This is a genomic window from Stenotrophomonas sp. FW305-C-20-S1 (genome assembly GCF_058783335.1).
The window spans coordinates 218,820-245,582 of the sequence record NZ_JBYTEK010000002.1 but is presented as its reverse complement, the minus strand read 5'-3'; the positions used below and the strand labels follow the sequence as shown (position 1 = coordinate 245,582).

General features: G+C 66.6%; 29 protein-coding genes. 23 read left to right on the top strand and 6 right to left on the bottom strand.

All coding sequences use genetic code 11. The annotated features are described in order from the left end of the window. Positions 1 to 171: 171 nt before the first annotated feature. The 3 genes from AC3WTC_RS02830 to parE form a co-directional block, all read right to left on the bottom strand. The gene (locus tag AC3WTC_RS02830) at positions 172 to 1,668 is read right to left on the bottom strand and encodes a S10 family peptidase (protein WP_059063743.1); all 1,497 of its coding nucleotides are present in this window, start codon (positions 1,666 to 1,668) and stop codon (positions 172 to 174) included. A 98-nt stretch (positions 1,669 to 1,766) separates the two neighbouring features. Next, positions 1,767 to 2,345, bottom strand: coding sequence for a GNAT family N-acetyltransferase (locus AC3WTC_RS02825; protein WP_059063745.1), 579 nt, complete (start codon positions 2,343 to 2,345; stop codon positions 1,767 to 1,769). 240 nt (positions 2,346 to 2,585) lie between these two features. Further along, a complete protein-coding gene (gene parE, locus AC3WTC_RS02820; RefSeq protein WP_025878894.1) occupies positions 2,586 to 4,475 on the bottom strand; it encodes a DNA topoisomerase IV subunit B in 1,890 nt (629 codons plus the stop codon). Between the two features lie 160 nt (positions 4,476 to 4,635). Here parE and AC3WTC_RS02815 point away from each other — a divergent pair, with 160 nt between their 5' ends. The 10 genes from AC3WTC_RS02815 (at position 4,636) to truD (ending at position 12,530) form a co-directional block, all read left to right on the top strand. Then, a complete protein-coding gene (locus AC3WTC_RS02815; RefSeq protein ID WP_025878895.1) occupies positions 4,636 to 4,869 on the top strand; it encodes a hypothetical protein in 234 nt (77 codons plus the stop codon). A gap of 401 nt (positions 4,870 to 5,270) precedes the next feature. Then, positions 5,271 to 6,935: a CTP synthase gene (gene pyrG, locus AC3WTC_RS02810; RefSeq protein ID WP_025878896.1), complete on the top strand. Its 1,665-nt coding sequence runs from the start codon at positions 5,271 to 5,273 to the stop codon at positions 6,933 to 6,935. Positions 6,936 to 7,023: 88 nt separating this feature from the next. After that, positions 7,024 to 7,854, top strand: a complete 831-nt coding sequence (gene kdsA / locus AC3WTC_RS02805) for a 3-deoxy-8-phosphooctulonate synthase (RefSeq protein WP_012510652.1) — start codon at positions 7,024 to 7,026, stop codon at positions 7,852 to 7,854. Further along, positions 7,851 to 8,198: a hypothetical protein gene (locus tag AC3WTC_RS02800; RefSeq protein ID WP_117310067.1), complete on the top strand. Its 348-nt coding sequence runs from the start codon at positions 7,851 to 7,853 to the stop codon at positions 8,196 to 8,198. Before kdsA ends, AC3WTC_RS02800 begins: the two co-directional genes overlap by 4 nt. Continuing rightward, on the top strand, positions 8,198 to 8,530 hold the full coding sequence (locus tag AC3WTC_RS02795; protein ID WP_080149199.1) for a hypothetical protein: 333 nt from the start codon (positions 8,198 to 8,200) through the stop codon (positions 8,528 to 8,530). Before AC3WTC_RS02800 ends, AC3WTC_RS02795 begins: the two co-directional genes overlap by 1 nt. A 97-nt stretch (positions 8,531 to 8,627) precedes the next feature. Beyond that, the gene (gene eno, locus AC3WTC_RS02790; RefSeq protein ID WP_059063751.1) at positions 8,628 to 9,920 is read left to right on the top strand and encodes a phosphopyruvate hydratase; all 1,293 of its coding nucleotides are present in this window, start codon (positions 8,628 to 8,630) and stop codon (positions 9,918 to 9,920) included. Positions 9,921 to 9,924: 4 nt separating this feature from the next. Further along, the gene (ftsB, locus tag AC3WTC_RS02785) at positions 9,925 to 10,275 is read left to right on the top strand and encodes a cell division protein FtsB (RefSeq protein WP_025878900.1); all 351 of its coding nucleotides are present in this window, start codon (positions 9,925 to 9,927) and stop codon (positions 10,273 to 10,275) included. Continuing rightward, positions 10,272 to 10,970 (top strand): 2-C-methyl-D-erythritol 4-phosphate cytidylyltransferase, encoded by a 699-nt coding sequence (gene ispD / locus AC3WTC_RS02780; protein ID WP_025878901.1) that lies wholly within the window; start codon positions 10,272 to 10,274, stop codon positions 10,968 to 10,970. The genes ftsB and ispD overlap by 4 nt, the downstream gene beginning before the upstream one ends. 34 nt (positions 10,971 to 11,004) lie before the next feature. Beyond that, entirely contained in the window at positions 11,005 to 11,502 is a 498-nt protein-coding gene (ispF, locus tag AC3WTC_RS02775) for a 2-C-methyl-D-erythritol 2,4-cyclodiphosphate synthase (protein ID WP_025878902.1), read from the top strand. Then, positions 11,499 to 12,530, top strand: coding sequence for a tRNA pseudouridine(13) synthase TruD (truD, locus tag AC3WTC_RS02770; RefSeq protein WP_492710437.1), 1,032 nt, complete (start codon positions 11,499 to 11,501; stop codon positions 12,528 to 12,530). Before ispF ends, truD begins: the two co-directional genes overlap by 4 nt. A 269-nt stretch (positions 12,531 to 12,799) precedes the next feature. Here the strand turns inward: truD and AC3WTC_RS02765 are convergent, their stop codons facing one another. Beyond that, positions 12,800 to 13,339 (bottom strand): Smr/MutS family protein, encoded by a 540-nt coding sequence (locus AC3WTC_RS02765; RefSeq protein WP_492710435.1) that lies wholly within the window; start codon positions 13,337 to 13,339, stop codon positions 12,800 to 12,802. A 209-nt stretch (positions 13,340 to 13,548) separates the two neighbouring features. On the opposite strand from AC3WTC_RS02765, the gene surE reads away from it, so the two are divergent. Genes surE through AC3WTC_RS02745 form a run of 4 tightly spaced genes read left to right on the top strand, consistent with a single transcriptional unit; the run spans position 13,549 to position 16,418 of the window. Then, the gene (gene surE / locus AC3WTC_RS02760; protein ID WP_033830802.1) at positions 13,549 to 14,328 is read left to right on the top strand and encodes a 5'/3'-nucleotidase SurE; all 780 of its coding nucleotides are present in this window, start codon (positions 13,549 to 13,551) and stop codon (positions 14,326 to 14,328) included. After that, on the top strand, positions 14,325 to 15,002 hold the full coding sequence (locus AC3WTC_RS02755) for a protein-L-isoaspartate(D-aspartate) O-methyltransferase (RefSeq protein ID WP_025878906.1): 678 nt from the start codon (positions 14,325 to 14,327) through the stop codon (positions 15,000 to 15,002). The genes surE and AC3WTC_RS02755 overlap by 4 nt, the downstream gene beginning before the upstream one ends. A gap of 19 nt (positions 15,003 to 15,021) precedes the next feature. Then, a complete protein-coding gene (locus AC3WTC_RS02750) occupies positions 15,022 to 15,636 on the top strand; it encodes a YqaA family protein (protein ID WP_025878907.1) in 615 nt (204 codons plus the stop codon). After that, positions 15,633 to 16,418, top strand: a complete 786-nt coding sequence (locus AC3WTC_RS02745) for a peptidoglycan DD-metalloendopeptidase family protein (protein WP_032976511.1) — start codon at positions 15,633 to 15,635, stop codon at positions 16,416 to 16,418. Before AC3WTC_RS02750 ends, AC3WTC_RS02745 begins: the two co-directional genes overlap by 4 nt. 291 nt (positions 16,419 to 16,709) lie before the next feature. Here AC3WTC_RS02745 and AC3WTC_RS02740 read toward each other — a convergent pair whose 3' ends face one another. Further along, positions 16,710 to 17,084, bottom strand: a complete 375-nt coding sequence (locus AC3WTC_RS02740) for an Mth938-like domain-containing protein (RefSeq protein ID WP_032976512.1) — start codon at positions 17,082 to 17,084, stop codon at positions 16,710 to 16,712. Between the two features lie 12 nt (positions 17,085 to 17,096). Beyond that, the gene (yhbY, locus tag AC3WTC_RS02735) at positions 17,097 to 17,402 is read right to left on the bottom strand and encodes a ribosome assembly RNA-binding protein YhbY (RefSeq protein ID WP_025878910.1); all 306 of its coding nucleotides are present in this window, start codon (positions 17,400 to 17,402) and stop codon (positions 17,097 to 17,099) included. 64 nt (positions 17,403 to 17,466) lie between these two features. On the opposite strand from yhbY, the gene rlmE reads away from it, so the two are divergent. The 9 genes from rlmE (at position 17,467) to ubiB (ending at position 26,583) form a co-directional block, all read left to right on the top strand. Continuing rightward, positions 17,467 to 18,099 (top strand): 23S rRNA (uridine(2552)-2'-O)-methyltransferase RlmE, encoded by a 633-nt coding sequence (gene rlmE / locus AC3WTC_RS02730; RefSeq protein ID WP_025878911.1) that lies wholly within the window; start codon positions 17,467 to 17,469, stop codon positions 18,097 to 18,099. 66 nt (positions 18,100 to 18,165) lie between these two features. Continuing rightward, entirely contained in the window at positions 18,166 to 20,103 is a 1,938-nt protein-coding gene (gene ftsH / locus AC3WTC_RS02725) for an ATP-dependent zinc metalloprotease FtsH (protein WP_025878912.1), read from the top strand. A gap of 98 nt (positions 20,104 to 20,201) precedes the next feature. Next, positions 20,202 to 20,390, top strand: a complete 189-nt coding sequence (locus tag AC3WTC_RS02720) for a hypothetical protein (RefSeq protein ID WP_025878913.1) — start codon at positions 20,202 to 20,204, stop codon at positions 20,388 to 20,390. Between the two features lie 338 nt (positions 20,391 to 20,728). Continuing rightward, on the top strand, positions 20,729 to 21,625 hold the full coding sequence (gene folP, locus AC3WTC_RS02715) for a dihydropteroate synthase (protein WP_492710430.1): 897 nt from the start codon (positions 20,729 to 20,731) through the stop codon (positions 21,623 to 21,625). Further along, a complete protein-coding gene (gene miaA, locus AC3WTC_RS02710; protein WP_492710428.1) occupies positions 21,625 to 22,578 on the top strand; it encodes a tRNA (adenosine(37)-N6)-dimethylallyltransferase MiaA in 954 nt (317 codons plus the stop codon). The genes folP and miaA overlap by 1 nt, the downstream gene beginning before the upstream one ends. Before the next feature lie 95 nt (positions 22,579 to 22,673). Beyond that, complete coding sequence (gene hfq / locus AC3WTC_RS02705) at positions 22,674 to 22,949, top strand: RNA chaperone Hfq (protein WP_025878916.1); 276 nt, start codon at positions 22,674 to 22,676, stop codon at positions 22,947 to 22,949. 14 nt (positions 22,950 to 22,963) lie between these two features. Then, positions 22,964 to 24,274: a ribosome rescue GTPase HflX gene (gene hflX, locus AC3WTC_RS02700; RefSeq protein WP_492710426.1), complete on the top strand. Its 1,311-nt coding sequence runs from the start codon at positions 22,964 to 22,966 to the stop codon at positions 24,272 to 24,274. Between the two features lie 96 nt (positions 24,275 to 24,370). After that, a complete protein-coding gene (locus tag AC3WTC_RS02695; protein ID WP_025878918.1) occupies positions 24,371 to 24,865 on the top strand; it encodes a CinA family protein in 495 nt (164 codons plus the stop codon). A 35-nt stretch (positions 24,866 to 24,900) separates the two neighbouring features. Beyond that, positions 24,901 to 26,583, top strand: a complete 1,683-nt coding sequence (gene ubiB, locus AC3WTC_RS02690) for a 2-polyprenylphenol 6-hydroxylase (RefSeq protein WP_180831330.1) — start codon at positions 24,901 to 24,903, stop codon at positions 26,581 to 26,583. Positions 26,584 to 26,763 lie beyond the last annotated feature (180 nt).

Genomic DNA, 26,763 nt, shown 5'->3' with positions numbered 1-26,763 from the left:
CTGCTTCGCAAGCGCCCGAACGCACAGCCGCCAGCGGCTGGGCCGGTCTGGGGGTTTACGGCGTCCCCCGCAACCGGGCCCACCCCGCCAACCCACGGAAAGCCCGCTTTTGACGTTGCCGTTGCCGTTGCTGACCGCGGGTGCCGGGCCGCAGGCCCGGCCGACAACCCCTCAATTGCGCTGGAACAACGCCTGCACATCCCTGCGGAACGCCGCCTGGCTGTCAGCCCGGCTGTAGAACATGTGCCCGCCCGGATAGCTGCGCACCTGCACGCGGTCCGGGTTGCTGCCCATCGTCGGCATCTGGTCCACGGTCAGGATCGAGCCCATGAACGGGCAGGACAGGTCATTCCAGCCGTGCACGATCAGCACCTGCAGATGCGGGTCGATCGCCACGGCCTGGCGCAGCTGGGTCACCGCGCCCTCGCGCAGGTCACCATTGCGATCCCACAGACGGTTCACGTCGTAGTTCAGTGCCTGGTAGCGCGCATCCACCTTCCAGCCGACCTCGCGGGTAACGAAGTCGACCATCGCGGTGGTGGTCGGGGCGATGATGCTGTCCAGCAGCGGATCGTTGGCGCGCTGCTCCGGATCGTTCGGGAACGGATCGAACGCAGTGACGTTGGAATCGTAGCGGCTGCCCAGCGTGCCCTTGTCGCGGAACACCTCACGCAGGTAGGCCTGGGTTTCCAGGCGACCGCCGGCGCGGCGCACGAACTGCGGGTCCAGGCCGGTCAACTCGGCCACCCGGCGCAGCATCGCCTCGGTCGCCTGCGGATCGCTGCGGCCCTTCATCAACGCGGTGGCGTAGTCGCCGCGGGTGTACTCGACCACCTCGCGCATCGCCGCGTCGGTCAGTTTGCCCTGGCGTTCCAGGTGCGCGGCAGCGATCGACGGCAGGGTCTGCATCCACGCCATCGGCGAGACATCGGCGTTGTCTTCCAGGGTCGGGCTCAGATAAGGCGACACCAGCACCAGGCCGTTCATCGCCACGCCCAGGCGCGTCTGCAGGAAGTGGGTGATGCGCGGGCCGCGATAGCCGCCATAGCTCTCGCCGGTCAGGTACTTGCGCGAGGCCATGCGCTGGTTGCGCAGCAGCCAGTCGTAGATCGTGCGCGAGAGGTACTCGACATCGGCACTGGGCGTATATAGCTGTTTCTTCGCCTCCTCATCGCCGATGCGGGCACGGCTGAAGCCGGTTCCGACCGGATCGATGAACACCAGGTCGGTGAAGTCCAGCCAGGTGCCGGGATTGTCGTGCAGCTTCGCCGGCGCCGATGCGCTGTCGCCTTCCGAACCGAAGGTCACCACCTTCGGGCCGATGGCGCCAAGGTTGAGGTACACAGAAGATGCGCCGGGGCCGCCATTGAGAGCGAAGGTCACCGGCCGGTCCTTGCCCGGCATCGTGTAGGCGGTGAACACCACATCGGCGATCACCTTGCCCTTCGCATCGCGTACCGGCAGGGTGCCAACGGTGGCGGTGTAGTCGAGGGTGCGGCCCGCCAAGCGCATGCTCTGGCGAGCCGACGCATCGGCCGGCAGGGGAGTGGCTTCGGTCTTTTCTTCTTTCGTTTCGGAGGCGCCGTCAGCAGCAGGCGCGGCCAGCACGCAGGCAGGGGCGATCAGCAGGCCGACGCAGAGCGCGGCAGAGTGCAGCAGAAACTTCATGGCACCGGAACGGCAGCGGAAGGGACCCCGATGCTAGGGCGGGGTGCCGCGCACCGTATGTGTCCAAAGGCATGGGCCGGCGTTGTGGCCTGATCCGGTCAAGCGACGGTGGCTGAGCGCACCGCGTCGTCGGCCAGCAGTCCGTACACGGCCGAGTCGGCCAGTTCACCCTGGATACGCCAACGCTGCCGCAGCAGGCCTTCGCGGTGGAAGCCCAGGCGTTCGAGCACGTGTGCCGAGGCGTGGTTGCGTGGATCGATCTCCGCTTCCACCCGGTGCAGTTGCAGGGTGTTGAACAGATAGGCCAGCACCTGCTGCAGCGCTTCATGCATGTAGCCGTGGCCCTGCCTGCCAGGTGCCAGCAGATAGCCGATTTCCGCGCGCGCCGCGTCCCGATCCAGGGCAAACACCACGCAGATGCCCAGCAGCGGGCCGTCCACCGATTCGCGCAGGGCCAGCTTCAACTGCGTGCCGGTGGCCTGTGCAGCCAGGTCGTCGTCGATCTGCGCGCGTGCTTCGGCCGGACGCGTCCAAGCCGGGTGGTTCCACCAGTGCATCACGTCCGGGTCGGACTGCAGGGCGAACAGGGCCGCGGCGTCATCGCGGCGAATGGGGCTCAGCACCAGGCGCGCGCTGTGCAGCGGCAGCCCGGGGAACAGCAGTGAGTTGGCGGGCAATGGGGTCGTCCACGCGGATGAACGCGCATTATGGACCCGCAGGGTTTGCCGATGGCGGCCGATCCAACGGCCCGGTAATGCCGGCCGCTGGCCGGCAACACGAAGAGGTCCGGTAGTGCCGGCCGCTGGCCGGCAACACGAAGAGGTCCGGTAGTGCCGGCCGCTGGCCGGCAACCCAGGTATCCCGCTGGTTCACGAAAAGCAGCCGGCCAGCGGCCGGCACTACCACCGGTCCGGGAATCAGACTTCCAGCGAAGCCAGATCGCCCTTGCTCTCCAGCCAGCCCTTGCGGTCCGACGCGCGCTTCTTGGCCAGCAGCATGTCCATCAGTGAATGGGTCTGCTCGCCATCGTCGATGGTCAACTGCACCAGGCGACGGGTGTCCGGGTGGATGGTGGATTCACGCAGCTGCGGCGGATTCATCTCGCCCAGGCCCTTGAAGCGGGTCACGTTGATGGCGCCCTTGATCTTCTCGCGTTCGATCTTGTCCAGCATCGAGCGCTTTTCTTCCTCATCCAGGGCGTAGAACACCTGCTTGCCCACGTCGATGCGGAACAGCGGCGGCATCGCCACGAACACGTGGCCGGCATCAACCAGCGCCGGGAAGTGCTTCAGGAACAGTGCGGTCAGCAGCGTTGCAATATGCAGGCCGTCGGAGTCGGCGTCGGCCAGGATGATCACCTTGCCGTAGCGCAGGCCGCTGATGTCTTCCTTGCCCGGGTCACAGCCGATGGCCACCGCCAGGTTGTGCACTTCCTCCGAGGCCAGCACGCTGTTGGAGGACACTTCCCAGGTGTTGAGGATCTTGCCGCGCAGCGGCAGGATCGCCTGGAAATCCTTGTCGCGGGCCTGCTTGGCGCTGCCGCCTGCCGAGTCGCCCTCGACCAGGAACAGTTCGGTGCGCGACAGGTCCTGGCTGATGCAGTCGGCCAGCTTGCCGGGCAGGGCAGGGCCCTGGGTGACCTTCTTGCGGACGACCAGCTTCTCGGTCTTCAGGCGCGCACTGGCGCGCTCGATGGCGATCTGCGCGATCTTCTCGCCCAGCTCTACGTTCTGGTTCAGCAGCAGGCTGAACGCATCGTGCGCGGCGCCTTCGACAAAACCGGCGGCCTGGCGCGAGGACAGGCGTTCCTTGGTCTGGCCGCTGAACTGCGGGTCGGTCATCTTCAGCGACAGCACGAACGACACGCGGTCCCACACGTCTTCCGGGGCCAGTTTGACGCCGCGCGGCAGCAGGTTGCGGAAGTCGCAGAACTCGCGCAGCGCTTCGGTCAGGCCGGTGCGCAGGCCGTTGGCGTGGGTGCCGTGCTGTGCGGTGGGAATCAGGTTGACGTAGCTTTCCTGCACCAACTCGCCTTCCGGCAGCCAGGCCACGGCCCAGTCCACGATCTCGGTGTCTTTCTTCAGGTTGCCCACGAACAGGTCGGCCGGCAGCGACTCGCGATCGCCCAGCTCCAGCTTCAGGTAATCGCGCAGGCCGTCTTCGTAGTACCAGGTGTCGACCTCGCCGGTGGCTTCGTCGGTCAGCTTGACGGTCAGGCCCGGGCACAGCACGGCCTTGGCGCGCAGCAGGTGCTTGAGCGCACGCACGGCGAACTTGGGCGTATCGAAGTACTTCGGGTCCGGCCAGAAGCGCAGGCGGGTACCGGTGTTCTTCTTGCCGACGGTGCCGACCACTTCCAGCGGCGAGGCGCGGTCGCCGTTGCGGAAGGTGATGCGGTGTTCGGCACCGTCGCGCTTGATGTGGATTTCCACCAGGGTCGACAGCGCGTTGACGACGCTGACGCCGACGCCATGCAGGCCGCCGGAGAAGGTGTAGTTGTTGTTGTTGAACTTGCCGCCGGCATGCAGGCGGGTCAGGATCAGCTCGACGCCCGGGATCTTCTCTTCCGGATGGATGTCCACCGGCATGCCGCGGCCGTCATCGCTGACCTCCACGCTGCCGTCCTTGAACAGGGTGATCTCGATCGAGCGGGCATGGCCGGCGAGGGCCTCGTCCACCGAGTTGTCGATCACTTCCTGCGCCAGGTGGTTCGGGCGCGCGGTGTCGGTATACATGCCGGGGCGGCGCTTGACCGGGTCAAGGCCGGACAGGACTTCAATATCGGCGGCGTTATAGCGGGCGTTCATCTGTCTTCGAAAGCGTGGAGCGACGGGCAAGTGTGCGGTCTGGACCGGGAATTTGCACGCCTGCGGTTCAGCCTCGTTGGCGGGGAGGGGGTAAAATGGCAACCGCTGGAACCGAACACCGGCGCCCCCCACATCCGAGCCATACCGCGAGGAGGACTCCATGAAGAAGTTGCTGACCATTGCGATCCTGGCTGCCGCCGCTGTTGCAGTGCCGATGGTGCTGGCGCAGAACGCCGGCCAGCCTGCTCCGCAGCAGGGTGACCAGGCCGACAAGGCGCAGTCCGAAGCCGAGGCCAAGGCCAAGCGCCGCGCGCAGGCCAATGCCGAGATGAAGGCCAAGGGCCAGCCGGTGCCGCAGCAGGAAGAAGAGGAAGAGGCACGCAAGAAGAAGTAATTCTTCTGCCCCTCCGAGGCCCTTGCCACAAGGGTTTCCCCCTCGAACGCCCCGCCCAGCGGGGCGTTTCTTTTTGCCGATGGCGCCATCTGCCCCTTGGGTTGGCGGCCATCTATCTGTAAACTATGGCTTTCCGGGAGTAAGTGCGTGTCCACCATTTGCGAATGGGCTGGCACGGCCAAGCGTGGCCTCCAGCAAAGCGGGTCGCAGGTGACGGTCGAAGTGACCGGCACGGCCGCCCCGACCTCGCAGGGTGGTTCCCCGCTGGCGCATTGCGCTGGCCGGGCCCGCACCTCCCTCGCTGCTCCAGCGAACCGGAAAACCCCCTTTCTGCTCCACGCCCGCCCCCCGGGCAGGCGTGGCGCTGCCGTTTTCCATTTCCAGACAGGATGCTTGCAGCCATGACTCCCTTGATTTTCGTAACCGGCGGCGTGGTGTCCTCGCTCGGCAAAGGTATTGCCGCCGCGTCACTGGCCGCCATTCTCGAAGCGCGTGGCCTGAAGGTCACGATGATGAAGCTCGATCCGTACATCAACGTCGACCCGGGCACCATGAGCCCGTTCCAGCACGGTGAGGTGTATGTCACCGACGACGGCGCCGAAACCGATCTCGACCTGGGACACTACGAGCGCTTCGTGCGCACCCGCCTGAGCCGCAAGAACTCGGTCACCACCGGCCGCATCTATGAGGAAGTGATCCGCAAGGAGCGCCGCGGCGACTACCTGGGCGCGACCGTGCAGGTCATTCCGCACATCACCGACGAGATCCGTCGCTGCATGGACGAAGCCACCGAGGGCTTCGACGTGGCCCTGGTGGAGATCGGCGGCACCGTCGGCGACATCGAGTCGCTGCCGTTCCTGGAGGCGATCCGCCAGGTACGCACCGAGCGCGGCCCGGAAAAGGCGCTGTTCATGCACCTCACCCTGGTGCCGTACATCGCTGCGGCGGGTGAGCTGAAGACCAAGCCGACCCAGCACTCGGTGAAGGAACTGCGCTCGATCGGCATCCAGCCGGACGTGCTGCTGTGCCGTTCGGAACAGCCGGTACCGGATTCGGAGCGTCGCAAGATCGCCCAGTTCACCAACGTCTCCGAGCGCGCGGTGATCAGCGTGCCCGACGTCGATGTGCTGTACCGCATTCCGATGGGCCTGCACGCACAGGGCCTGGACGAGATCGTCATCAACCAGCTGAAGCTGGCCGACAAGGCCGGCCCGGCCGACCTGTCGATGTGGGAAGACGCCGTCGATGCCACCCTGCATCCGCTGGATGCGGTGACCATCGCGGTGGTCGGCAAGTACATCGACCACCAGGACGCCTACAAGTCGGTCGGCGAAGCGCTCAAGCACGGTGGCCTGCGCCAGCGCACCAAGGTCACCCTGAAGTGGCTGGAAGCGCAGGACCTGGAAGGCAGCGACATGTCCGCGCTGGCCGATGTCGACGGCATCCTGGTGCCGGGTGGTTTCGGCGACCGTGGCTTCGAAGGCAAGGTGCTCACCTCGCAGTACGCCCGTGAGCACAAGGTGCCGTACTTCGGCATCTGCTACGGCATGCAGGCTGCGGTGGTCGACTACGCGCGCCACGTGGTGGGCCTGGAAGACGCCAACAGCACCGAGAACGATCGCCAGTCGCCGAACCCGGTGATCGGCCTGATCACCGAATGGCGCACGGCCACCGGCGACGTGGAAAAGCGTGACGACAAGAGTGACCTGGGCGGCACCATGCGCCTGGGCCTGCAGGAGCAGCGCCTGAAGCCGGGCACGCTGGCCCGCGAACTGTACGGCAAGGACGTGGTCGCCGAGCGCCACCGCCACCGTTACGAGTTCAACAACCGCTACCGCACCCAGCTGGAAGACGCCGGCCTGGTGATCGCCGGCAAGTCGATGGACGACACCCTGGTGGAAGTGGTTGAACTGCCGCGCGACCAGCACCCGTGGTTCCTGGCCTGCCAGGCGCACCCGGAATTCCTGTCCACCCCGCGTGACGGCCACCCGCTGTTCATTGGCTTCATCCGTGCCGCGCGCGAGCGCAAGGCCGGTGGCAAGCTGCTGCAGGAAGTGCGCGCCTGACTTGTCATGGGGGCCGCCGGCCCCCATCTTGCTCGCTTCAACCCCAGCGCACCGGCACTGCCGGTGTAGCGGACAACAAGGAAACGCCATGAAACTGTGTGGATTCGAGGTCGGGCTGGACCAGCCCCTGTTCCTGATCGCCGGCCCCTGCGTGATCGAGTCGATGCAGCTGCAGCTGGATACCGCCGGCAAGCTGAAGGAAGTGACCGACAGGCTCGGTGTGAACTTCATCTTCAAGTCCAGCTTCGACAAGGCCAACCGCACCTCCGGCACGGCCTTCCGTGGCCCGGGCATGGAAGAGGGCCTGAAGGTGCTGGCCGAGGTCAAGAAGCAGATCGGCGTGCCGGTGCTGACGGACGTGCACGAATACACCCCGATGGATGAAGTGGCCTCGGTGGTGGACGTGCTGCAGACCCCGGCGTTCCTGGTCCGCCAGACCGACTTCATCCGCAAGGTGTGCTCGGCCGGCAAGCCGGTCAACATCAAGAAGGGCCAGTTCCTGGCGCCGTGGGACATGAAGCCTGTCGTCGAGAAGGCCAAGGCCACCGGCAACGAGCAGATCATGGTCTGCGAGCGTGGCGCCAGTTTCGGCTACAACAACCTGGTCAGCGACATGCGTTCGCTGGCGGTGATGCGCGATACCGGCTGCCCGGTGGTGTTCGATGCCACCCATTCGGTGCAGTTGCCGGGCGGGCAGGGCACCAGTTCCGGCGGCCAGCGCGAGCATGTGCCGGTGCTGGCGCGTGCCGCTGTTGCCGTGGGCATTTCCGGCCTGTTCGCCGAAACCCATCCGGACCCGTCCAAGGCGCTGTCCGACGGCCCCAACGCGTGGCCGCTGGACCAGATGGAAGCCCTGCTCGAGACCCTGATGGAGCTCGACGCGGTGACCAAGAAGCACGGCTTCTCGCGCTTCGCGTGAGCCAGCACCCGCAGGCGGCGCTGGAGATCCAGCGTCGTCGCCGGCGCTGGCGGCAGTGGCCGTGGGGCCCGATCGCACTCGGCCTGGCATTGCTGTCGGTGTCCGGTGTATTCGCCATCGGCATGCTGTTCGGTGCCGGCATGCGCCCGTCGAGTGCCGGCGGTGCAGTAGTGAACCTGATGCCCTTCGTCATCGCCCTGGCGGTGGCCGAAGTGCTGACCATTTCCGCAGGGTTTTTCGCCGCGGTGCTCGGCTGGCGCCTGAACCGGGGCAGGGTTACCGCTGCGCTGGCCATGGTCGTGCTGTCGCTGTGGGCGGGCATCCTGCTGCACGATCTTCTTTGATGAATACGATCCCTGAACCCTCGCGCAGCTGGCCGTGGGGCCTGATCGCCCTGTTGCTGTCGGTGCTCGCCTGGGGCGGCTTGCTCGTGGGCGTGCTGGCCTTCGCCGCCAGCTTCCGTCCGCCGGGGGATGGCAACAACGGCGTGCAGGCCATGCAGTACTGGATGCTGGGCGCGCTGGTCACGCTGGTGCTGTCCTTCGTGGGCAGCCTGGTGGCGATGGTGATGGCCTGGCGACGTCGGCGCGGGCCGGTGTGCGCGACCATTGCCGGTGCCCTGCTGGTGATGCTGGTGTCGCTGCTGCTGATCGTGATCGGGTCCAGTTGGGGCTGATGCCCATCGCGCCATTTGGCAAGTGAGGGGTAGCCGGGGATAATCACGCGGCATTCGTTTTTGTCGCCCCCTCTCCATACAGGTAACCGGCCCGACCATGAGTACGATCCGCAGCATCCATGCCCGTGAAATCCTCGACAGCCGTGGCAACCCCACGCTGGAAGCCGAAGTCACCCTGGAGGACGGTTCGTTCGGTCGCGCCGCGGTTCCCTCCGGCGCATCGACCGGCACCAAGGAAGCGGTGGAGCTGCGTGACGGCGACAAGACCCGTTACCTCGGCAAGGGCGTGCGCAAGGCCGTCGACAACGTCAACGGCGCCATCGCCAACGCACTGAAGGGCTTCGAGGCTACCGACCAGGCCGGCCTGGACCGTCGCCTGATCGATCTGGATGGCACCGAGAACAAGGGCCGCCTGGGTGCCAACGCACTGCTGGGTGTTTCCATGGCCGCCGCGCACGCCGCCGCTGCCTCCAGCAAGCAGGCACTGTGGCAGTACCTGGCCAGCAAGACCGGCGCGACCCCGTCGCTGCCGGTGCCGATGATGAACATCATCAACGGCGGCGCGCACGCCGACAACAACGTCGATTTCCAGGAGTTCATGGTGCTGCCGGTCGGCTTCACCTCGTTCTCCGAAGCGCTGCGTGCCGGTACCGAAATCTTCCATTCGCTGAAGTCGGTGCTGAAGGGCCACGGCCTGAGCACGGCGGTGGGCGACGAAGGCGGCTTCGCGCCGGACTTCCGCAGCAACGTCGAAGCGCTGGACACCATCCTCGAAGCCATCGGCAAGGCCGGCTACACCGCCGGTGAAGACGTGCTGCTGGGCCTGGACGTGGCCTCCAGCGAATTCTTCGAGAACGGCAAGTACAACCTGGTCGGCGAGAACAAGCGCCTGACCTCCGAGCAGTTCGTCGACTTCCTGGCTGACTGGGCCGCGCAGTACCCGATCATCACCATCGAAGACGGCCTGGCCGAGAACGACTGGGCGGGCTGGAAGCTGCTGACCGATCGCATCGGCAAGAAGGTGCAGCTGGTCGGCGACGATCTTTTCGTCACCAATCCGAAGATCTTCCAGGAAGGCATCGATTCGGGCACCGCCAACGCGATCCTGATCAAGGTCAACCAGATCGGTACCCTCAGCGAAACGCTGGAAGCGATCGCCATGGCCGACCGTGCCGGTTACGCCGCCGTGGTCTCGCACCGTTCGGGTGAAACCGAGGACACCACCATCGCCGACATTGCGGTGGCGACCACCGCCACCCAGATCAAGACCGGCTCGCTGTGCCGCAGCGATCGGGTGGCCAAGTACAACCAGCTGCTGCGCATCGAGGAAGCCCTCGGTGCCGGCGCGCGTTACGCTGGTCGTGACGCGTTCGTGTCGCTGAAGCGCTGAGCCGATGCGCGACTGGCGCTGGCTGCTGTTGTTGCTGGCCCTGCTGCTGGCATGGCTGCAGTACCGTTTCTGGTTCGGCCCGGGCAATTCGGGTGAAGTGATGATGCTCGAAGCCCAGGTCGCCAACCAGGAGCGGGACAATGACGGTCTGCAGCAGCGCAACGATGCGCTTGCTGCCGAAGTGAAGGACCTCAAGGAAGGCCAGTCCGCCATCGAAGAACGCGCGCGCAGCGAGCTGGGCATGATCAAGCCCGGCGAGAAGTTCTATCGCGTCGTGGAAGATGCACCGACGCGTCCGGCGCAGCCTGCGCCGGTTGCGGCCCCGGCCGGTGACCATCCGGCGGACGTGCCATGAGCGCGGCGATCTGGGTGGTTGTTCCGGCCGCAGGGCGCGGCACGCGTTTTGGTGCGCCGTTGCCCAAGCAGTACCTGCAGGCGGGCGGGCAGACCCTACTCGCCCACACCCTGGACGCACTGCTGGCACACCCGGCCGTGGCCGGGGCGATGGTGGTGATCGGTGCGGACGATGCCGATTGGCCGGGCTGGAGCGAATGGGCCGGAAAGCCGGTGCTGACCTGCACCGGTGGCGCCACCCGCGCCGCCTCGGTGCTGGCGGGGCTGCAGGCCTTGCCGGACAGCGTGCGTGCCGATGAATTCGTGCTGGTACATGACGCGGCGCGTCCGAACCTGTCGCAGGCCGATCTTGGCCGCCTGCTGGAAGTGGGTCGCACCGATCCGGTCGGCGCCATCCTGGCCGCGCCGGTACGCGACACGCTCAAGCGTGCTGGTGATGATGGTGGCATCGACGGCACCGAGCCGCGTGAGCGCCTGTGGCGCGCACTGACGCCGCAGCTGTTCCGCCGCCATCAGTTGATCCGCGCACTGTCCGAGGCCGCTACCGCCGGTGTCGATGTGACCGACGATGCCATGGCCATGGAGCGCCAGGGCCAGCGCCCGCTGCTGGTGGAAGGCAGCGAGGACAACTTCAAGGTCACCACCCCGGCCGATCTCGATCGTTTCGAATTCGTACTTTCCCGCCGCGCCGGCTGACCGCCCGCGCGGCCCTGCTGCAAGGGCTGCATCCATGAGCACCTCCCCGTTCCCGCCCGTCCGTATCGGCCAGGGCTACGACGTCCATGCCTTCGGTGAAGGCGACCACATCATGCTCGGTGGCATCGCGGTGCCGCACAGCTGCGGCGTGCTTGCGCACAGCGACGGCGACGTCATCCTGCACGCGTTGTGCGACGCCATGCTCGGTGCGATCGCGCTGGGCGACATCGGCCAGCACTTCCCGCCCACTGATGACCGCTGGAAGGGCGCGGACAGCAGCGAATTCGTGCGCCATTGCGATGGCCTGCTGCGCGAGCGCGGCTGGCGTGTCGGCAACACCGACATCACTGTGATCTGCGAACGGCCCAAGGTCGGCCCGCATGCTCTGGCCATGCGCGAGCGCATCGGTGAACTGTTGCAGCTGCCGTTGGATGCGGTGAGCGTCAAGGCCACCACGTCCGAGAAGCTGGGCTTCACCGGCCGTGGCGAAGGCATCGCTGCGCAGGCGGTCGTGCTGCTGGTGGCCGCATGATCCCGTTGCCGCTCGCGTTCGGTGCACCGCTGCTGCAGGCGCGCATCCGCACCACGCCGGAAGATTTCCAGGTCGATGAGCTGCCCGCTTTCGAAGCGACCGGTGAAGGCGAGCATCTGCTGCTGCATATCCGCAAGCGTGGCGCCAATACGGTGCACGTGGCCAAGGTACTGGCCAAGTGGGCAGGCCTTCCGGAAATGGCGGTCAGCTATGCCGGCATGAAGGACCGCAACGCGGTCACCACCCAGCGTTTCAGCGTACATCTGCCCAAGCGCGTCGCGCCCGATCTGGCCGAGCTGGCCAGTGACGAGATCGAGGTGATCGACTCCACCTGGCACAACCGCAAGCTGCAGCGCGGTGCGCTGGCGGGCAACCGCTTCAGGCTGGTGCTGCGCGATGTGCAGGGTGACGCGGCGGCAATCGACGAGCGCCTGCAGCAGATCGCCGCGCGTGGCCTGCCGAACTGGTTCGGGGAGCAGCGCTTCGGTCGCGATGGCGGCAATGTGCCGGCCGCGTTGGCGATGTTCGGTGGCCGGCGCATGCGCAAGGACCAGCGTTCGCTGCTGTTGTCGGCGGCGCGTTCGGCCTTGTTCAACCGCGTGCTGGCCGCACGCGTGGAGCAGGGCAGCTGGGACCAGCCGCTGCAGGGCGAAGTGTGGATGCTTGATGGCAGCCGCAGCGTGTTCGGCCCCGAGCCCTACAGCGACGTGCTGGCCGAGCGCCTGGCACGTTTCGACATCCACCCCAGTGCTCCGTTGTGGGGCGAGGGTGAGCTGCGCAGCAGCGACGCCGCCCGTGAGCTGGAACTGGCAGCGCTGGATGATGACGAATCAAAGGCGCTGCGCACCGGCCTGGAAGAGGCGCGGCTGAAGCAGGAGCGGCGCGCGCTGCGGTTGCGTCCAGCGCTGCTGCAGCACCAGTGGCTGGCCGCTGACGTACTGGAGTTGTCCTTTGCGCTGCCGCCAGGCTGCTATGCCACTGCGGTCCTGCACGAGCTCGGCCCGGTCGAGGACGTGTCGCAGGCCTGACGGAAATGGTGGCAGAGGTGAAGAGCATCCACGCATGGCGTGGATCCACTTTCCTCCGCCCGCCACAGTAGATCCACGCCATGCGTGGATGGGCCGTCAGTAGATCCACGCCATGCGTGGACGGGCCGTCAGTAGATCCACGCCACGCGTGGATGGGCCGTCAGTAGATCCACGCCATGCGTGGATGGGCCCTCAGTAGATCCACGCCATGCGTGGACGGGCCGTCAGTAGATCCACGCCATGCGTGGATGAATCCCACCGGCAGAACGTCAGCGCCGCGCCAGCAGCACCAGCATGGCGCCGGTCCCGCCTTGCCCGGTCGGGGCGGAATGGAACGCCAGCACGTCGTTGCGCAGGCGCAGCAGGCGGTCCACCAGGTTCTTCAGCACCGGCGCACTGCCATCGGACTGCAGGCCCTTGCCGTGGATGATGCGCACGCAGCCGTACTCGTGGGCGTGCGCCTCCAGCAGGAACTGGCGCAGCATCAGCTCGGCCTGCGCGGCGGTGGCGCCGTGCAGGTCCAGTTCGTCCTGCACCGAGTACTGTCCGCGCTTCAAGCGCTGGAACACGCGTGGCGGCAGGTTGTCGCGCCGGTAGCTGGCAACGTCGCCCGCTTCCAGCGGGGCGTTGTCGCGCAGCAGCCGGGCGAACTCACCGGCGGCTTCTGCGTCGTCGCGCTCGGCCATGCGCGCACGCGGCCTGGGCCGCGGCGCAGCAGGGGCGGGCTCCACTTCCTTGCGCAGCGGCGTCACTTCGCCGATGGCTGCCCGGAACAATGCAGCCGGATCTTCGTCTTCAGGGTGCGACATGCGCACAGGGTAAACCGCCTGCGCGGGCCTGCCTATGACCGTTCGATGTCGGCCGTGACCGCAGACAGGGTAGGACCCAGCGCCCGGTTGCGGCACAATAGTCGGCGCACTTGCGGAGCTGCCGCCTCCCCGGAGGAGACGGGCCGGCTTCGCCCACGTTGCAAGGTGACGGGATCGAATTCTTGGAAAATCAAGCGGTTAAATCGAAGATGCGCATCCTGGTCAGCAATGATGACGGTGTCGACGCGGCGGGCATCCGGATGCTTGCATCCGTGCTGCGCGAGGCCGGGCACGAAGTCACGGTGGTCGCACCCGACCGCGACCGCTCCGGTGCCAGCAATTCGCTGACCCTGGATCTGCCGATCCGGCTCAAGCGCATCGACCACTACACCGTGTCGGTGGCCGGCACGCCCACCGACTGCGTGCACCTTGCACTGACCGGCCTGCTCGAATTCGAGCCTGACATTGTCGTGTCCGGTATCAACAATGCCGCCAACCTCGGCGACGACGTGATCTATTCCGGCACCGTCTCGGCGGCGATGGAAGGTCGTTTCCTCGGCCTGCCTGCAGTGGCGGTGTCGCTGGTGACCCGTAACCACGACCCCAGGCATTTCGAGACGGCGGCGCGTGCCGCAGTGGAGATTGTTGCCCGCCTCAAGGCCGATCCGCTGCCGGCCGACACCATCCTCAACGTCAATGTGCCGGACCTGCCGTGGAGCGAGGTCAAGGGCTTCGAAGTCACCCGCCTGGGCAACCGTCATCGCGCCGAGGGCTGCATCGCGCAGAAAGACCCGCGCGGCAACGAGGTGTACTGGATCGGTCCGGCCGGCCGCGAGCAGGACTCCGGCCCGGGCACCGATTTCCATGCGGTGCGCACCGGCCACATTTCGATCACCCCGATCCAGGTTGACCTGACCCGCTACCAGGCACTGGAAAAGGTCGCCAGCTGGGTCGGCGGCCTCAGCGCCGCGCTGGACCGGCCGGCATGAGCCCACGCCTGCGCCTGCAGCCGGAAGCAGTCGGCATCGGCATGACATCGCAGCGCGTGCGCGATCGCCTGGTCGACCGCCTGCGCGAAGCCGGCATCGTCGACGAGTCGACGCTGAACGCGATCCGGGTGGTGCCGCGCCATCTGTTCATCGATGAGGCCCTGGCCTCGCGCGCATATGAAGACACCGCGCTGCCGATCGGCCACGGCCAGACCATTTCCCAGCCGTGGGTGGTGGCGCGGATGACCGAGGCCGTTCTGCAGGTGGCGCCGAAGAAGGTGCTCGAAGTGGGTACCGGCTCCGGCTATCAGGCCGCCGTGCTTGGTGCGCTGGGGCTGGAGGTCTATACCGTCGAGCGCATCGGTGACCTGCTGCGGCAGGCGCGCAAGCGGTTCCGCGCGCTGGGCATGAACATCCGTACCAAGCACGACGACGGCCGCGTGGGCTGGGCCGAGCATGGCCCGTTCGACGCCATCGTGGTTACCGCCGCCGCACCGGCACTGGTCGATGCGCTGGTCGAGCAGCTGGCTGCAGGTGGCCGCCTGGTCGCCCCGGTCGGTGGCGCCGGCGCACAGTCGCTGGTGCAGCTCGACCGCAAGGATGACGGCAGCATCGAACAACGCGTGCTGGCGCCGGTCACCTTCGTGCCGCTGCTGTCTGGCATGCTCGATTGAATCCACGGAGCAGGGTTGCATGAAGATTTTCGGGCCGCTGTACGAGCGGGCAATGAAGTGGGCTGCGCATGAGCGCGCGCCGACTTATCTGATGGTGCTGAGCTTTTTCGAAGCCATCATCTTCCCGGTGATGCCGGAAGTGATGCTGGCGCCGATGTGCGTGGCCCAGCCCAAGCGCGGCTGGTGGTTCGCCACCCTCAGCCTGGCCGGCTCGATGGTCGGCGCGCTGATCGGCTACGCGCTGGGCCACTATGCATTCGAAGCGGTCAAGCCGGTGTTCGAGGCGCTGGGCATGTTGCCGGCGATCGAGCAGGGCATTGCTACCGTGCAGGCCAAGATGGTGGAGTCGCCCTGGGCGGTGTTCACCTTCCTGGTGCTGGGCGGCTTCATGCCGATTCCGATGAAGGTCTTCACGTGGGCATCGGGTATCGTCGGCGTGCCGATGCCGCAGTACCTGTTGAGCATGTTGATCGGTCGTGGCAAGCGCGTGTTCGTGCTGGCTGCGGTCATCCGTATCGGTGGTGCGCGCGCCGAAGCAGCGCTGCGCCGATGGATTGAACCGCTGGGCTGGATCGCCACCGCGTTGGTGGTGGTGCTGATCGCCTGGCTTGTATGGAGGTCGAAGTTCGCATGAGTGCAGATCGTCTGAGCAAGGGAGTGCGCATCGGCGCGCTGGCGTTGCTGGTATCCACCCTGGCCGCCTGTGGCACCGCCACCGTGGTCCGGCCCAGTGGCGGCGGCAGCAGTGGCGTCAGCACGCCGAAGACGTCGGTGCCCAAGCCGGGGCAGACGGTGGTCGTGCGCAAGGGCGACACCATCTATGCGCTGGCCCGCATCCACGACATCACGCCGGCCGACCTGATCGCCTGGAACAACCTGGACAACCCGTCGACCATTTACCCGGGGCAGGTGATCCGCCTGTATCCGGCCGGTTCCGGTGGCGGTCGTGCGCCGACCACCGTGGTCACCGCGCCGCGTCCGGCTGGCAGCACGTCTGGCGGCAGTACCGCGCCGACGCCGGGTCCGGCCGGTCCGGTCAAGAGCAACATCGCCTGGCGCTGGCCGGCCGATGGCGCAGTCGTGGGCCGCTACGTGGCCGGCGATGCAACCAAGCAGGGCGTGGACATCGCCGGCACCAGCGGCGCTCCGGTGAAGGCCACGGCCAATGGCGTGGTGGTGTATTCCGGCGCCGGCCTGGTCGGCTATGGCGAGCTGATCATCATCAAGCACAGCGACCAGTGGCTGTCGGCCTATGGCCACAACCGCAAGCGCCTGGTCAATGAAGGGCAGAGCGTGAAGGCCGGCGAGCAGATCGCCGAGATGGGCCGTACCGGCGCCAACCGGGACATGCTGCACTTCGAGATCCGCTACAACGGCAAGCCGGTCGACCCGCAGCAATATCTGCCGGCGAAGTAACCGGCCGCTCTTTCTCCGGGCGGATCCCCGGCCCGGCGCAGCGCGCCGGGCGTTCGCCAAGGGCGCGTCCCATGGGCCGCAAGCGCCCTCGGCTCACCCGCTACAACGGCAAGCCGGTCGACCCGCAGCAGTATCTGCCGGCGCGCTAGCGCGGGCAGATACGGGTAGCGCCGGGCCATGCCCGGCGGCTGTACGCCGCAATGGAGCGCTGCCCAAGCATGGGCTCGGACGCTTGCATATGCGCAACGTGTGTTTCAGGTAGCGCCGGGCCATGCCCGGCGATCTCGGGCCTCAGCCTTCCAGGATGAAGGCGGCCGCCACCTTGCGGCCTTCGCCGGCAAGGATGTTGAAGGTGCGTGCGGCAGCCGGATTGTTCATCACTTCCAGTCCGATGCCTCGCGACAGGCAGGCGGCCATGACAACCGCCGGCGGGAACGCCTGGCGCTCTCCGGTGCCGAGCAGTATCAGCGCCGGCTTCAGTGCCAGGATCGGCTCCAGGTCAGCCACCTGCAGCGCCGCGACATCGGTCACCGGCCACTGTTCGACCAGCTGGTCCGGGGTCAGGAAGAAGCTGTTGCCCAGAACGCGATCATTCACCCGTGCCGAGCGACCGTCAGCGGCGCGCAGGCTGTAGGCGTAGTCGGGCAGTTCGTGGTTCAGCTGCATGGCAGGGTCCGATCAGCCGCGCGGCAGCACGATCTGGCGGTGTTCCTTGCTCGGGCGATACAGCACGGCCACATGGCCGATACGCTGCACCAGCGCACTGTCGGTGGCCTGCACGATCTCGCCGATCATCACGTCGCGGGCGTCACGGTCTTCGGCGGCAACCTTCACCTTGACCAGTTCGTGGCGTTCCAGCACTTCGTTCAGCTCGGTCAGGAAGGCCGGAGTGACGCCCTTGCCGCCGGTCTGCAGCAGGGCCTTCAGGTCGTGGGCTTGGCCGCGCAGGAAACGGGTCTGGGAAGGGGTCAAGGCAGTGGGCATGCAGAAAACACGGTTGAATGGAACGATCAGGGTATCATGGCGACCCCATCAGCCCCTATTTCCAATGGCTACCCGCAGCAAAAGCAGCCAGCGCTGGCTCAAGGAACACTTCTCCGATCCCTTCGTGAAGAAGGCCCAGGCCGAAGGCATGCGCTCCCGTGCGGCCTACAAGCTTGAAGAACTGCTCGAACGTGACCGCCTGCTGAAGCCGCACATGGTGGTGGTCGACCTCGGCGCGGCCCCGGGTGGCTGGTCTCAGCAGGTGCGGAGACAGATCGGCGATACCGGCCGCGTGCTGGCCCTGGACATCCTGGACATGCCGCCGCTGGCCGGCGTGGAGTTCCTTCACGGTGACTTCAGGGAAGAAACCGTCCTATCGCAGTTTGAAGCCATGCTCGGGGATCAGCCGGTAGACCTTGTGCTGTCGGACATGGCCCCCAATAAGAGTGGTGTGGACGCGGTCGACCAGCCGCGGATGATGCACCTGGCGGAGCTGGCCATGGATTTTGCCGACAACCACCTCAAGACTGGTGGGGCGTTCCTGATCAAGCTGTTCCAGGGCGAAGGCTTTGACGACTACGTGCGCGACATGCGCCGCCGGTACGACAAGGTCTCCATCCGCAAGCCGGAAGCCTCGCGCAAGCGCTCTCCCGAGGTGTATGCCTTGGGTCAGGGAAAACGCGCCCACATGAAGTAAGCTCGACCCCGTAAGTTCGACCCCAACGCAACGCCAGCACTAAGAGGAACACCGGAGCCAATGAGGATGAACGACTTGACCAAGAACCTCCTGCTATGGGTGGTCGTCGCCGTCGTGCTGATGGTGGTCTTCCAGAGCTTCTCGCCCAAGACCTCGGGGGCCGGGGCGCAGGGCGCTTCGTACTCGCAGTTCCTGGACCAGGTGGACACCGGCAACGTGCAGAAGGTCGCCTTCGGCGGCGATACGCGCGGCGGTACCAGCCAGATCACCTACACCACCCGTGGTGGACAGTCGTCCACCATCACCGCGCCGTTCGATCGCGACCTGATCAACGTGCTGCGCACCAAGAACGTCGAGATCGTGCAGGAAGAGCCGTCCAGCGGCATCTCCCTCGGCGCGATCCTGATGAATTTCCTGCCGGTCATCCTGATCATCGGCTTCTGGCTGTTCATCATGCGGCAGATGCAGGGCGGTGGCGGCGGTGCCAAGGGCGCAATGTCCTTCGGCAAGTCGCGCGCCAAGCTGCAGGGCGAAGACCAGATCAAGGTCACCTTCGCCGATGTTGCCGGTTGCGACGAGGCCAAGGAAGAGGTCGGCGAACTGGTCGATTTCCTGCGTGACCCGTCCAAGTTCACCAAGCTCGGCGGCAAGATCCCGCGCGGCGTGCTGATGGTCGGCCCTCCGGGTACCGGCAAGACGCTGCTGGCCAAGGCCATCGCCGGCGAAGCCAAGGTGCCGTTCTTCTCGATCTCCGGTTCGGACTTCGTGGAAATGTTCGTCGGCGTCGGCGCCAGCCGAGTGCGCGACATGTTCGAGCAGGCCAAGAAGCACGCGCCGTGCATCATCTTCATCGATGAAATCGACGCCGTCGGTCGCCACCGTGGTGCCGGCCTGGGCGGCGGTCATGACGAGCGCGAGCAGACCCTGAACCAGCTGCTGGTCGAGATGGACGGTTTCGAAGGCGGCGAAGGCGTGATCGTGATCGCCGCCACCAACCGTCCTGACGTGCTGGACCCGGCGCTGCTGCGTCCGGGCCGCTTCGACCGCCAGGTGGTGGTCGGTCTGCCGGACGTGAAGGGCCGCGAGCACATTCTCAAGGTGCACATGCGCAAGCTGCCGCTGGCCGACGACGTCGTGCCGATGGTGATCGCGCGTGGTACCCCGGGCTTCTCCGGTGCCGACCTGGCCAACCTCTGCAACGAGGCCGCCCTGTTCGCGGCTCGTGGCAACGAGAAGGAGGTCCGCATGGACCACTTTGATCGTGCCCGCGACAAGATCCTGATGGGTGCCGAGCGCCGCTCGATGGCCATGAGCGAGGAGGAGAAGACCCTCACCGCCTACCATGAAGCCGGCCATGCCATCGTTGGCCGCCTGGTGCCGGAACATGACCCGGTCTACAAGGTCACGATCATTCCGCGCGGCCGTGCGCTGGGCGTGACCATGTACCTGCCGGAAGGCGACAAGTACTCGATGAACCGCGTGGCGATCCAGTCGCAGCTGTGCTCGCTGTACGGTGGCCGCGTGGCGGAAGAACTGATCTTCGGTACCGACAAGGTCACCACCGGTGCGTCCAATGACATCGAGCGTGCCACCAAGATGGCCCGCAACATGGTCACCAAGTGGGGCCTGTCCGAGCAGCTCGGCCCGATCGCCTATGGCGAAGAGGACGATGAGGTGTTCCTGGGTCGTTCGGTGACCCAGCACAAGAGCGTGTCCAACGACACTGCCCGTCGCATCGACGAGGAAGTGCGCAACATCCTCGACAAGGCGTACGCCCGCACCACCGAGCTGCTGACCGAGAACATCGACAAGCTGCATACGATGTCGCAGCTGCTGCTGCAGTACGAAACCATCGATGCGCCGCAGATCGACGCGATCATGGAAGGTCGTGATCCGCCGCCGCCGATGGGCTGGAACAAGTCCAACAAGGATGGCGGCAACAACGACAAGGGCGGCGATGCCCGTCCGTTGCCGCCGATCGCCGGTCCGGCCGAATCGATCTGACGGCCTGCCGTACGCAATGCAAGACGAGGCCGGGGCAACCCGGCCTTGTTGTTTCCGGGCCCCGGCCCATCCGATCCTGACAGTCCGCTGGAGTCCGCATGTCCGCCCCCAAGCCTGAACCGATTTCCCACACCGCCGAGATGGTGATCGCCACCGTAGTCGGCGTCGCTGTCGGCCTGACCGTGGACAATCTGCTGCTCGGCTGTGGCGTGGGTATCGCGGTGGGTATCCTGCTGAGCATCATCAAGACGCTGTACGTGGACCGGAAGCGTCGCCGGCAGCGGTGAGGTTTGCCGGCAGGGCGGCGCCCTGCACCCGCCGAAGCGGTAGTGCCGGCCGCTGGCCGGCAACCTCAACAGCAAAAGCAACTGCGGCATTCTGTGGGATGGCGGGGTGGGTCCGGTTGCGGGGGGCGCTGCAAGTACGTCCATGTAAGCTCGGTCGCCGCATCCATGCGGCTCACGCCCCCGCAATCCGACACCGTCCCGCCATCCCACGGATAGCCCGCTGTTGCCGCTGTTGCTGTTGTTGAGCTTGCCGGCCAGCGGCCGGCACTACCGCCTCTGCGGGTGCAGGGCGCAGCCCCGCCGCCTTAAACTAACCTTCGTTGCCCGCAGGATCTGCCATGTTCGACATCTCGCCCCAGCTCGATTGCGCCGGCCGCATCCTGCGCCTGGACCGTGCCCGGGTCATGGGTATCGTCAACGTCACCCCGGATTCGTTCTCCGATGGTGGTGCCCATGACACCACCGAGGCGGCGGTCGCGCATGGCCTGAAGCTGGTGGAGGAGGGTGCCGACCTGCTCGACATCGGCGGCGAATCGACCCGTCCGGGCGCGGCGCCGGTGTCGATCGACGAGGAACTGCGTCGTGTCATGCCGGTCATCGAGCAGCTGGCAGCGCGCACGGCGGTGCCGATCAGCATCGATACCTTCAAGCCGGAGGTGATGCGTGCCGCGGTTGCTGCAGGCGCCGGGATGATCAACGACATCTTCGGCCTGCGCCAGGACGGTGCGCTGCACGCGGCGGCGGACGCGGGCGTGCCGGTGGTGCTGATGCACATGCAGGGCGAACCGGGTCACATGCAGGCCGACCCGCAGTACGACGATGTGGTCGCCGAGGTCCATGGCTTCCTGGTGCAGCGGCTGTTCGCCGCGGAGATGGCCGGCATCGCCAAGAAGAATCTGGTGATCGACCTCGGCTTCGGCTTCGGCAAGACCACGGCCCACAACATGACGCTGCTGGCCCGCTCGGAGCGTTTCCTTGAACTGGGCGTGCCGATGCTGGCCGGGCTGTCGCGCAAGCGCAGCCTGGGCGAGCTGACCGGTCGTCAGTCGCCGGCAGAGCGTGTCGCTGCGTCGGTGGCCGCACACCTGATCGCCGTGCAGCGCGGCGCCCGTATCGTGCGCGTGCACGATGTGGCAGCGACGGTCGATGCATTGAAGGTCTGGCAGGCGGTCGAGGCGGTACCTGCCGTGCGGGTGGACGCCAAGCCGACCCTCCGCTGGCCGGACGAAGACTGATGGCAGTGGATCAGCGGCCGCTGGCGATCGCCGTGATGGGGCCGACCGCCAGCGGCAAGACCGCCACCGCGATCGCGCTGGCGCAGCAGCTGGACGGTGAAATCGTCAGCGTTGATTCGGCGCTGGTCTATCGCGGCCTGGATATCGGGTCGGCCAAACCGGATGCGGCCGAGCGCGCACAGGCACCGCACCACCTGCTGGACCTGCGTGATCCCTGGCAGACCTATTCGGCGGCCGAGTTCGCTGCCGACGCCGCCCGTGTGGTGGCCGATATTGTCGCCCGAGGCAAGACTCCGATCCTGGCCGGCGGCACGGGCCTGTACTTCCGCGCGCTGTTGCAGGGTCTGTCGCCGATGCCGGAGGCCGACCCGGCGATGCGTGCCGTGTTGAGCGCCGACGCCGCCGAGCGAGGCTGGGCGGCGCTGCACGCCGAGCTGGCCGCCGTTGACCCCGCCGCCGCAGCACGCATCCATGCCACCGACCCGCAACGCATCCAGCGGGCGCTGGAGGTCTACCGGCTGACCGGCACGCCGATCAGTGAATGGCAGCGCCGCCCCGGGGTGGCCCCGTTGCCTGTGCGCACGTTGAAGCTGATTCTGGCGCCGCGCGACCGCGCCGTCCTGCACCAGCGCATCGAGGCCCGCTTCGACGCCATGCTCGCGCAGGGCTTCCTCGACGAAGTGCGCGCCCTGCGTGCATTGCCGGAAATGCGGGCGGTGGCCGCACCGCTGGACCTGCCCGCCGTCCGCGCGGTGGGGTATCGCCAGGCCTGGGAGTACCTGGACGGGGACGGGGACGCGGCCCGCTTCCGGGACAAGTCCATTTTCGCCACCCGGCAACTGGCCAAGCGCCAGCTTACCTGGCTGCGCGGCGAGCTTGATGCGCGCTGGTTCGACCCCCATATGGATGGGGAGCGCCTCGCAGGCGCGGTGTCGACCTTCGTTGCACGCTGAACCGACGCTGGCCGTGTACCATCATGGGCCGGCAAGCGGCTCGGCGGCCGCGGCAACCGCCGGCTACCAATAAGAACAATAATCAGGAGTGTGCAATGTCCAAGGGGCAATCGCTGCAGGATCCTTTCTTGAATGCACTGCGGCGCGAGCGCGTGCCGGTTTCGGTGTACCTGGTCAACGGCATCAAGCTGCAGGGCACGATCGAATCGTTCGATCAGTTCGTGGTCCTGCTGCGCAACACCGTCAGCCAGATGGTCTACAAGCACGCCATTTCCACCGTGGTGCCGGCGCGCAACGTCAAGGTCGGCCCGGGTGGTGGGTACGTGCAATCAGGTGAGGATGGTCAGGCGGGTGATGAAGCAGACGAATGATGTTGGAGCGGTGAATGTTTGACCGCTCGAAAAAGGGCGAACACGCCCTGTTGATCCAGCCGCATTTCGGCAAGCTGGAAGACGATGTGCTGGAAGAATTCGGTGATCTGGCGCGCTCGGCCGGGGCCAGCATCGCGGTGACCATCACCGCGCGGCTGGATCGCCCCAACCCGTCGACCCTGATGGGCAGCGGCAAGCTGGATGAGATCAAGGCCGCCGCCGAAGCCACCGGCGCAGACCTGATCCTGGTCAACCACGCGTTGAGCCCGGGCCAGGAGCGCAATCTGGAGCGTTTCCTCGAGCGCCGGGTGATCGACCGTACCGGTCTGATCCTGGACATCTTTGCCCAGCGTGCGCGCAGCCATGAAGGCAAACTGCAGGTCGAGCTGGCCCAGCTGCGGCATATGTCGACACGGCTGGTGCGCGGCTGGACCCATCTGGAGCGCCAGCGTGGTGGTTCGATCGGCCTGCGCGGCCCGGGTGAAACCCAGCTGGAAACCGATCGTCGCCTGCTGCAGAAGCGGGTTGAACAGCTGCAGAAGCGGCTGGAAAAAGTCGAAGTACAGCGCACCCAGATGCGTCGTGCGCGTGTGCGCAGCGAACTGCCGCGCGTGGCCCTGGTCGGCTACACCAATGCCGGCAAATCGACCTTGTTCAATGCGATGACCGGCGCCGAGGCCTATGCGGCCGACCAGTTGTTCGCCACCCTGGATCCGACCGTACGCCGGATCGCCGTGCCCGGTGGCAACGTCGTGCTGGCCGATACGGTTGGTTTCGTACGCGACCTGCCGCATGACCTGGTGGCGGCCTTCCGCTCGACCCTGTCTGAAGCGCGGGAAGCGGATTTCCTGCTGCACCTTGTCGATGCCGCCGATCCGCACCGCGAGGAGCGCATCGCCCAGGTCGACGAAGTGCTGACCGCCGTCGGTGCCGGCGACCTTCCGCAGTTGCTGGTGTTCAACAAGATCGACCGCATCGAGGGTGCCGACGTGCGCCACGACGGCCAGGACGGCGTGCCGGATGAATCGCGGCGTGAGCGGGTGTGGATTTCCGCACGCGACGGGCAGGGCATCGAGCTGTTGCAGGCCGTGCTCGGCAAGCGGTTGGGTCTGCAGCACGTCACCGGCGAGTTGCGCCTGCCACCCAGTGCCGGCCGCCTTCGCGCTCGCCTGCACCAATTGGAAGTGGTGCGCAGTGAAGAGGCTGATGAAGAAGGCTGGCTGTTGCAGGTCGATCTTCCCATCGCCGAGGCCGAGAAGCTGGCGGCCAGCGCCGATGGCGAGCCGATCCGGGCCCTGCTGCCGGAGAAGCTGCCCGAATGGTGAGGCAGTGCCGGCCGTTGGCCGGCATGTCCTGCGGCCGCGACACCACCCTGCCATCTGCGGTACAACGTGCAGGTTCTTCACTTTTCAGCTACCCCGATGGCCTTCCCGACCGACGCCGAACTCAATGCCCAGGCCGCTGCGCTGGGCCAGCGCCTGCAACAGGCTTCGCTGCAGCTGGTGACTGCTGAAAGCTGCAGCGGCGGCTGGATCGCCAAGTGCATGACCGACATCGCCGGGTCCTCGGCGTTCTTCGACTGCGGCATGGTGGTTTACAGCTACGAAGCCAAGCAGCGCCTGCTCGGCGTGCGCGCGCAGACGCTGGAGCAGTTCGGTGCGGTCAGCCGCGAAGCCGTGCTGGAGATGGTCTCCGGGGCGCTGGTCAATTCCGGTGCCGGCATCGCGGTGGCGGTGACCGGTATCGCAGGGCCGGGCGGTGGCAGCCCGGACAAGCCGGTCGGCAGTGTCTGGATCGGCTGGAAGCGCCGTGGCGGCTATGCCCGGGCCGAACTGTTCCAGTTCGATGGTGACCGTGAAGCCATCCGCCGGCAGACCGTAGCGGCGGCATTGCACGGCATCGACGCCCAGCTGTGACATGCTGCTCCGGCAATCAACCGGAGTAGGCAACGATGTGGGAGACGCTGGGCACCGTCCGTGACCTTGGCCGGCTGCAGGAAATTGCCGCCGTCCTGATCCGCTACGGCTTCGGCGACGTCGTGCGGCGCATCGGCCTGGCCACGGTACTGGAACGTGCCGGCCGCCTGCTGCACTGGAACGAGGAGCGGCAGGAAATGCTGCGGATGACCGCGCCGGTGCGCGTGCGCAGCGCCCTGCAGGATCTCGGGCCGACGTTCGTGAAGCTGGGCCAGGTGCTCGCCACCCGCGTCGACCTGCTGCCGCCGGACTGGATCGCTGAACTCTCCGAGTTGCAGAACGCGGTCCCCGCATTGCCCTACGAGAAGATCCGCGAACAGCTGGAGGCCGATCTCGGTGCACCGCCGTCGCAGGTGTTTGCCTTCCTTGATGAAACCCCGATGGCGGCCGCTTCCTTGGCCCAGGCCCATCGGGCGCGGTTGCGTGATGGCCGCGAAGTGGTGCTGAAGGTGCGCCGCCCTGGTATCCGTGACGTGGTTGAAGCCGATCTGCGCCTGCTGGCACGGCTGGCCGAAATCGTTGAGGCTCGGCTGCCGGATCTGCGCCGCTACCGGCCCGCCGAGGTGGTGCAGCAGTTCACCGTGTCGCTGCGCCGCGAGCTGGATTTTGCCGCGGAGTGCCGCAACGCCGAGCGCATCGCGCGCAACTTCGAGGGCCGTGACGACATCCTGATTCCGGCGGTGCACTGGCAATGGACCTGCGAAAGCCTGAATGTCCAGGATTTCGTCGACGGCATTGCCGGACGTGATCTGGCCGGTGTCGATGCGGCCGGCATCGACCGCCGTGAACTGGCCCGGCGTGGCGCCGACATCGTATTGAAGATGGTGCTGGAGGACGGTAGTTTCCATGCCGATCCGCACCCGGGCAACATCATCTACCTGCGCGACGGCCGCATCGGCGTGATCGATTTCGGCATGGTCGGCGCGTTGTCGGAGGTGCGTCGCTTCCAGGTCGCGCAGCTGCTGCATGGTCTGGTCGAACAGGATCCGCAGGGCGTGGCCGATGTGTTGCTGGACTGGGCCGGTGGCGTGGAAGTGGACGAGAACCGGTTGCAGCACGACATCAGCCTGTTCGTCGACCAGTACCGCGGCGTGCCGCTGAAGGACCTGCGCATCGGCCAGATGCTGGGCGACATCACCCAGCTGCTGCGCAGCTACAACCTGACCCTGCCGGCAGACTTGGCGCTGATGATCAAGGCCTTCCTGACGCTGGAGGGCATGGGCCGCCAGCTCGACCCGGATTTCGACATGGCCAGCGCCGCGCGCCCGTTCCTGGAGCGGGTGGTACTGCAGCGCTATGCGCCGCGGGCGCTGTTCAAGCGTGGCCGACGCAGCCTGCTCGGCATGATCGACTTCGCCGGTGATTTGCCGCGGGACCTGCGCAAGCTGGTCCAGGCGGCGCGCCGTGGCCGGCTGCAGCTGAAGGTCGAGACCAACGCGCTGCAGGGCTTCGGCGACCAGGTCAACCGCGCCGCGAACCGGCTGGTGATGGGGATCGTCACGGCAGCCTTGATCATCGGCTCCTCGATCGTGATGCACAGCGTAGGAGGCGTTTCCAGCCGTTGGCTGCTGGCGCTGGGCGTGTGCGGTTTCATCGGCGCAGGGTTCTGCGGGGTGTGGATCCTGTTCTCGATCTGGAGAAGCGGCAAGCACACGTAGTGTGATTACCGCGGTGGTTCCCGCCGGGAACCGTGGCATCGCGCAGCGATTCCTGTAGCGCCGACCGCGGGTCGGCTGCTTCTGCCTTTGCCGCCCCCAACCAGCCACGCCGCATTCCCGGTAGCGCCGGGCCATGCCCGGCGGCTTTCGCTCCTGCCGGAATCGCCCTCGGCACTTGCA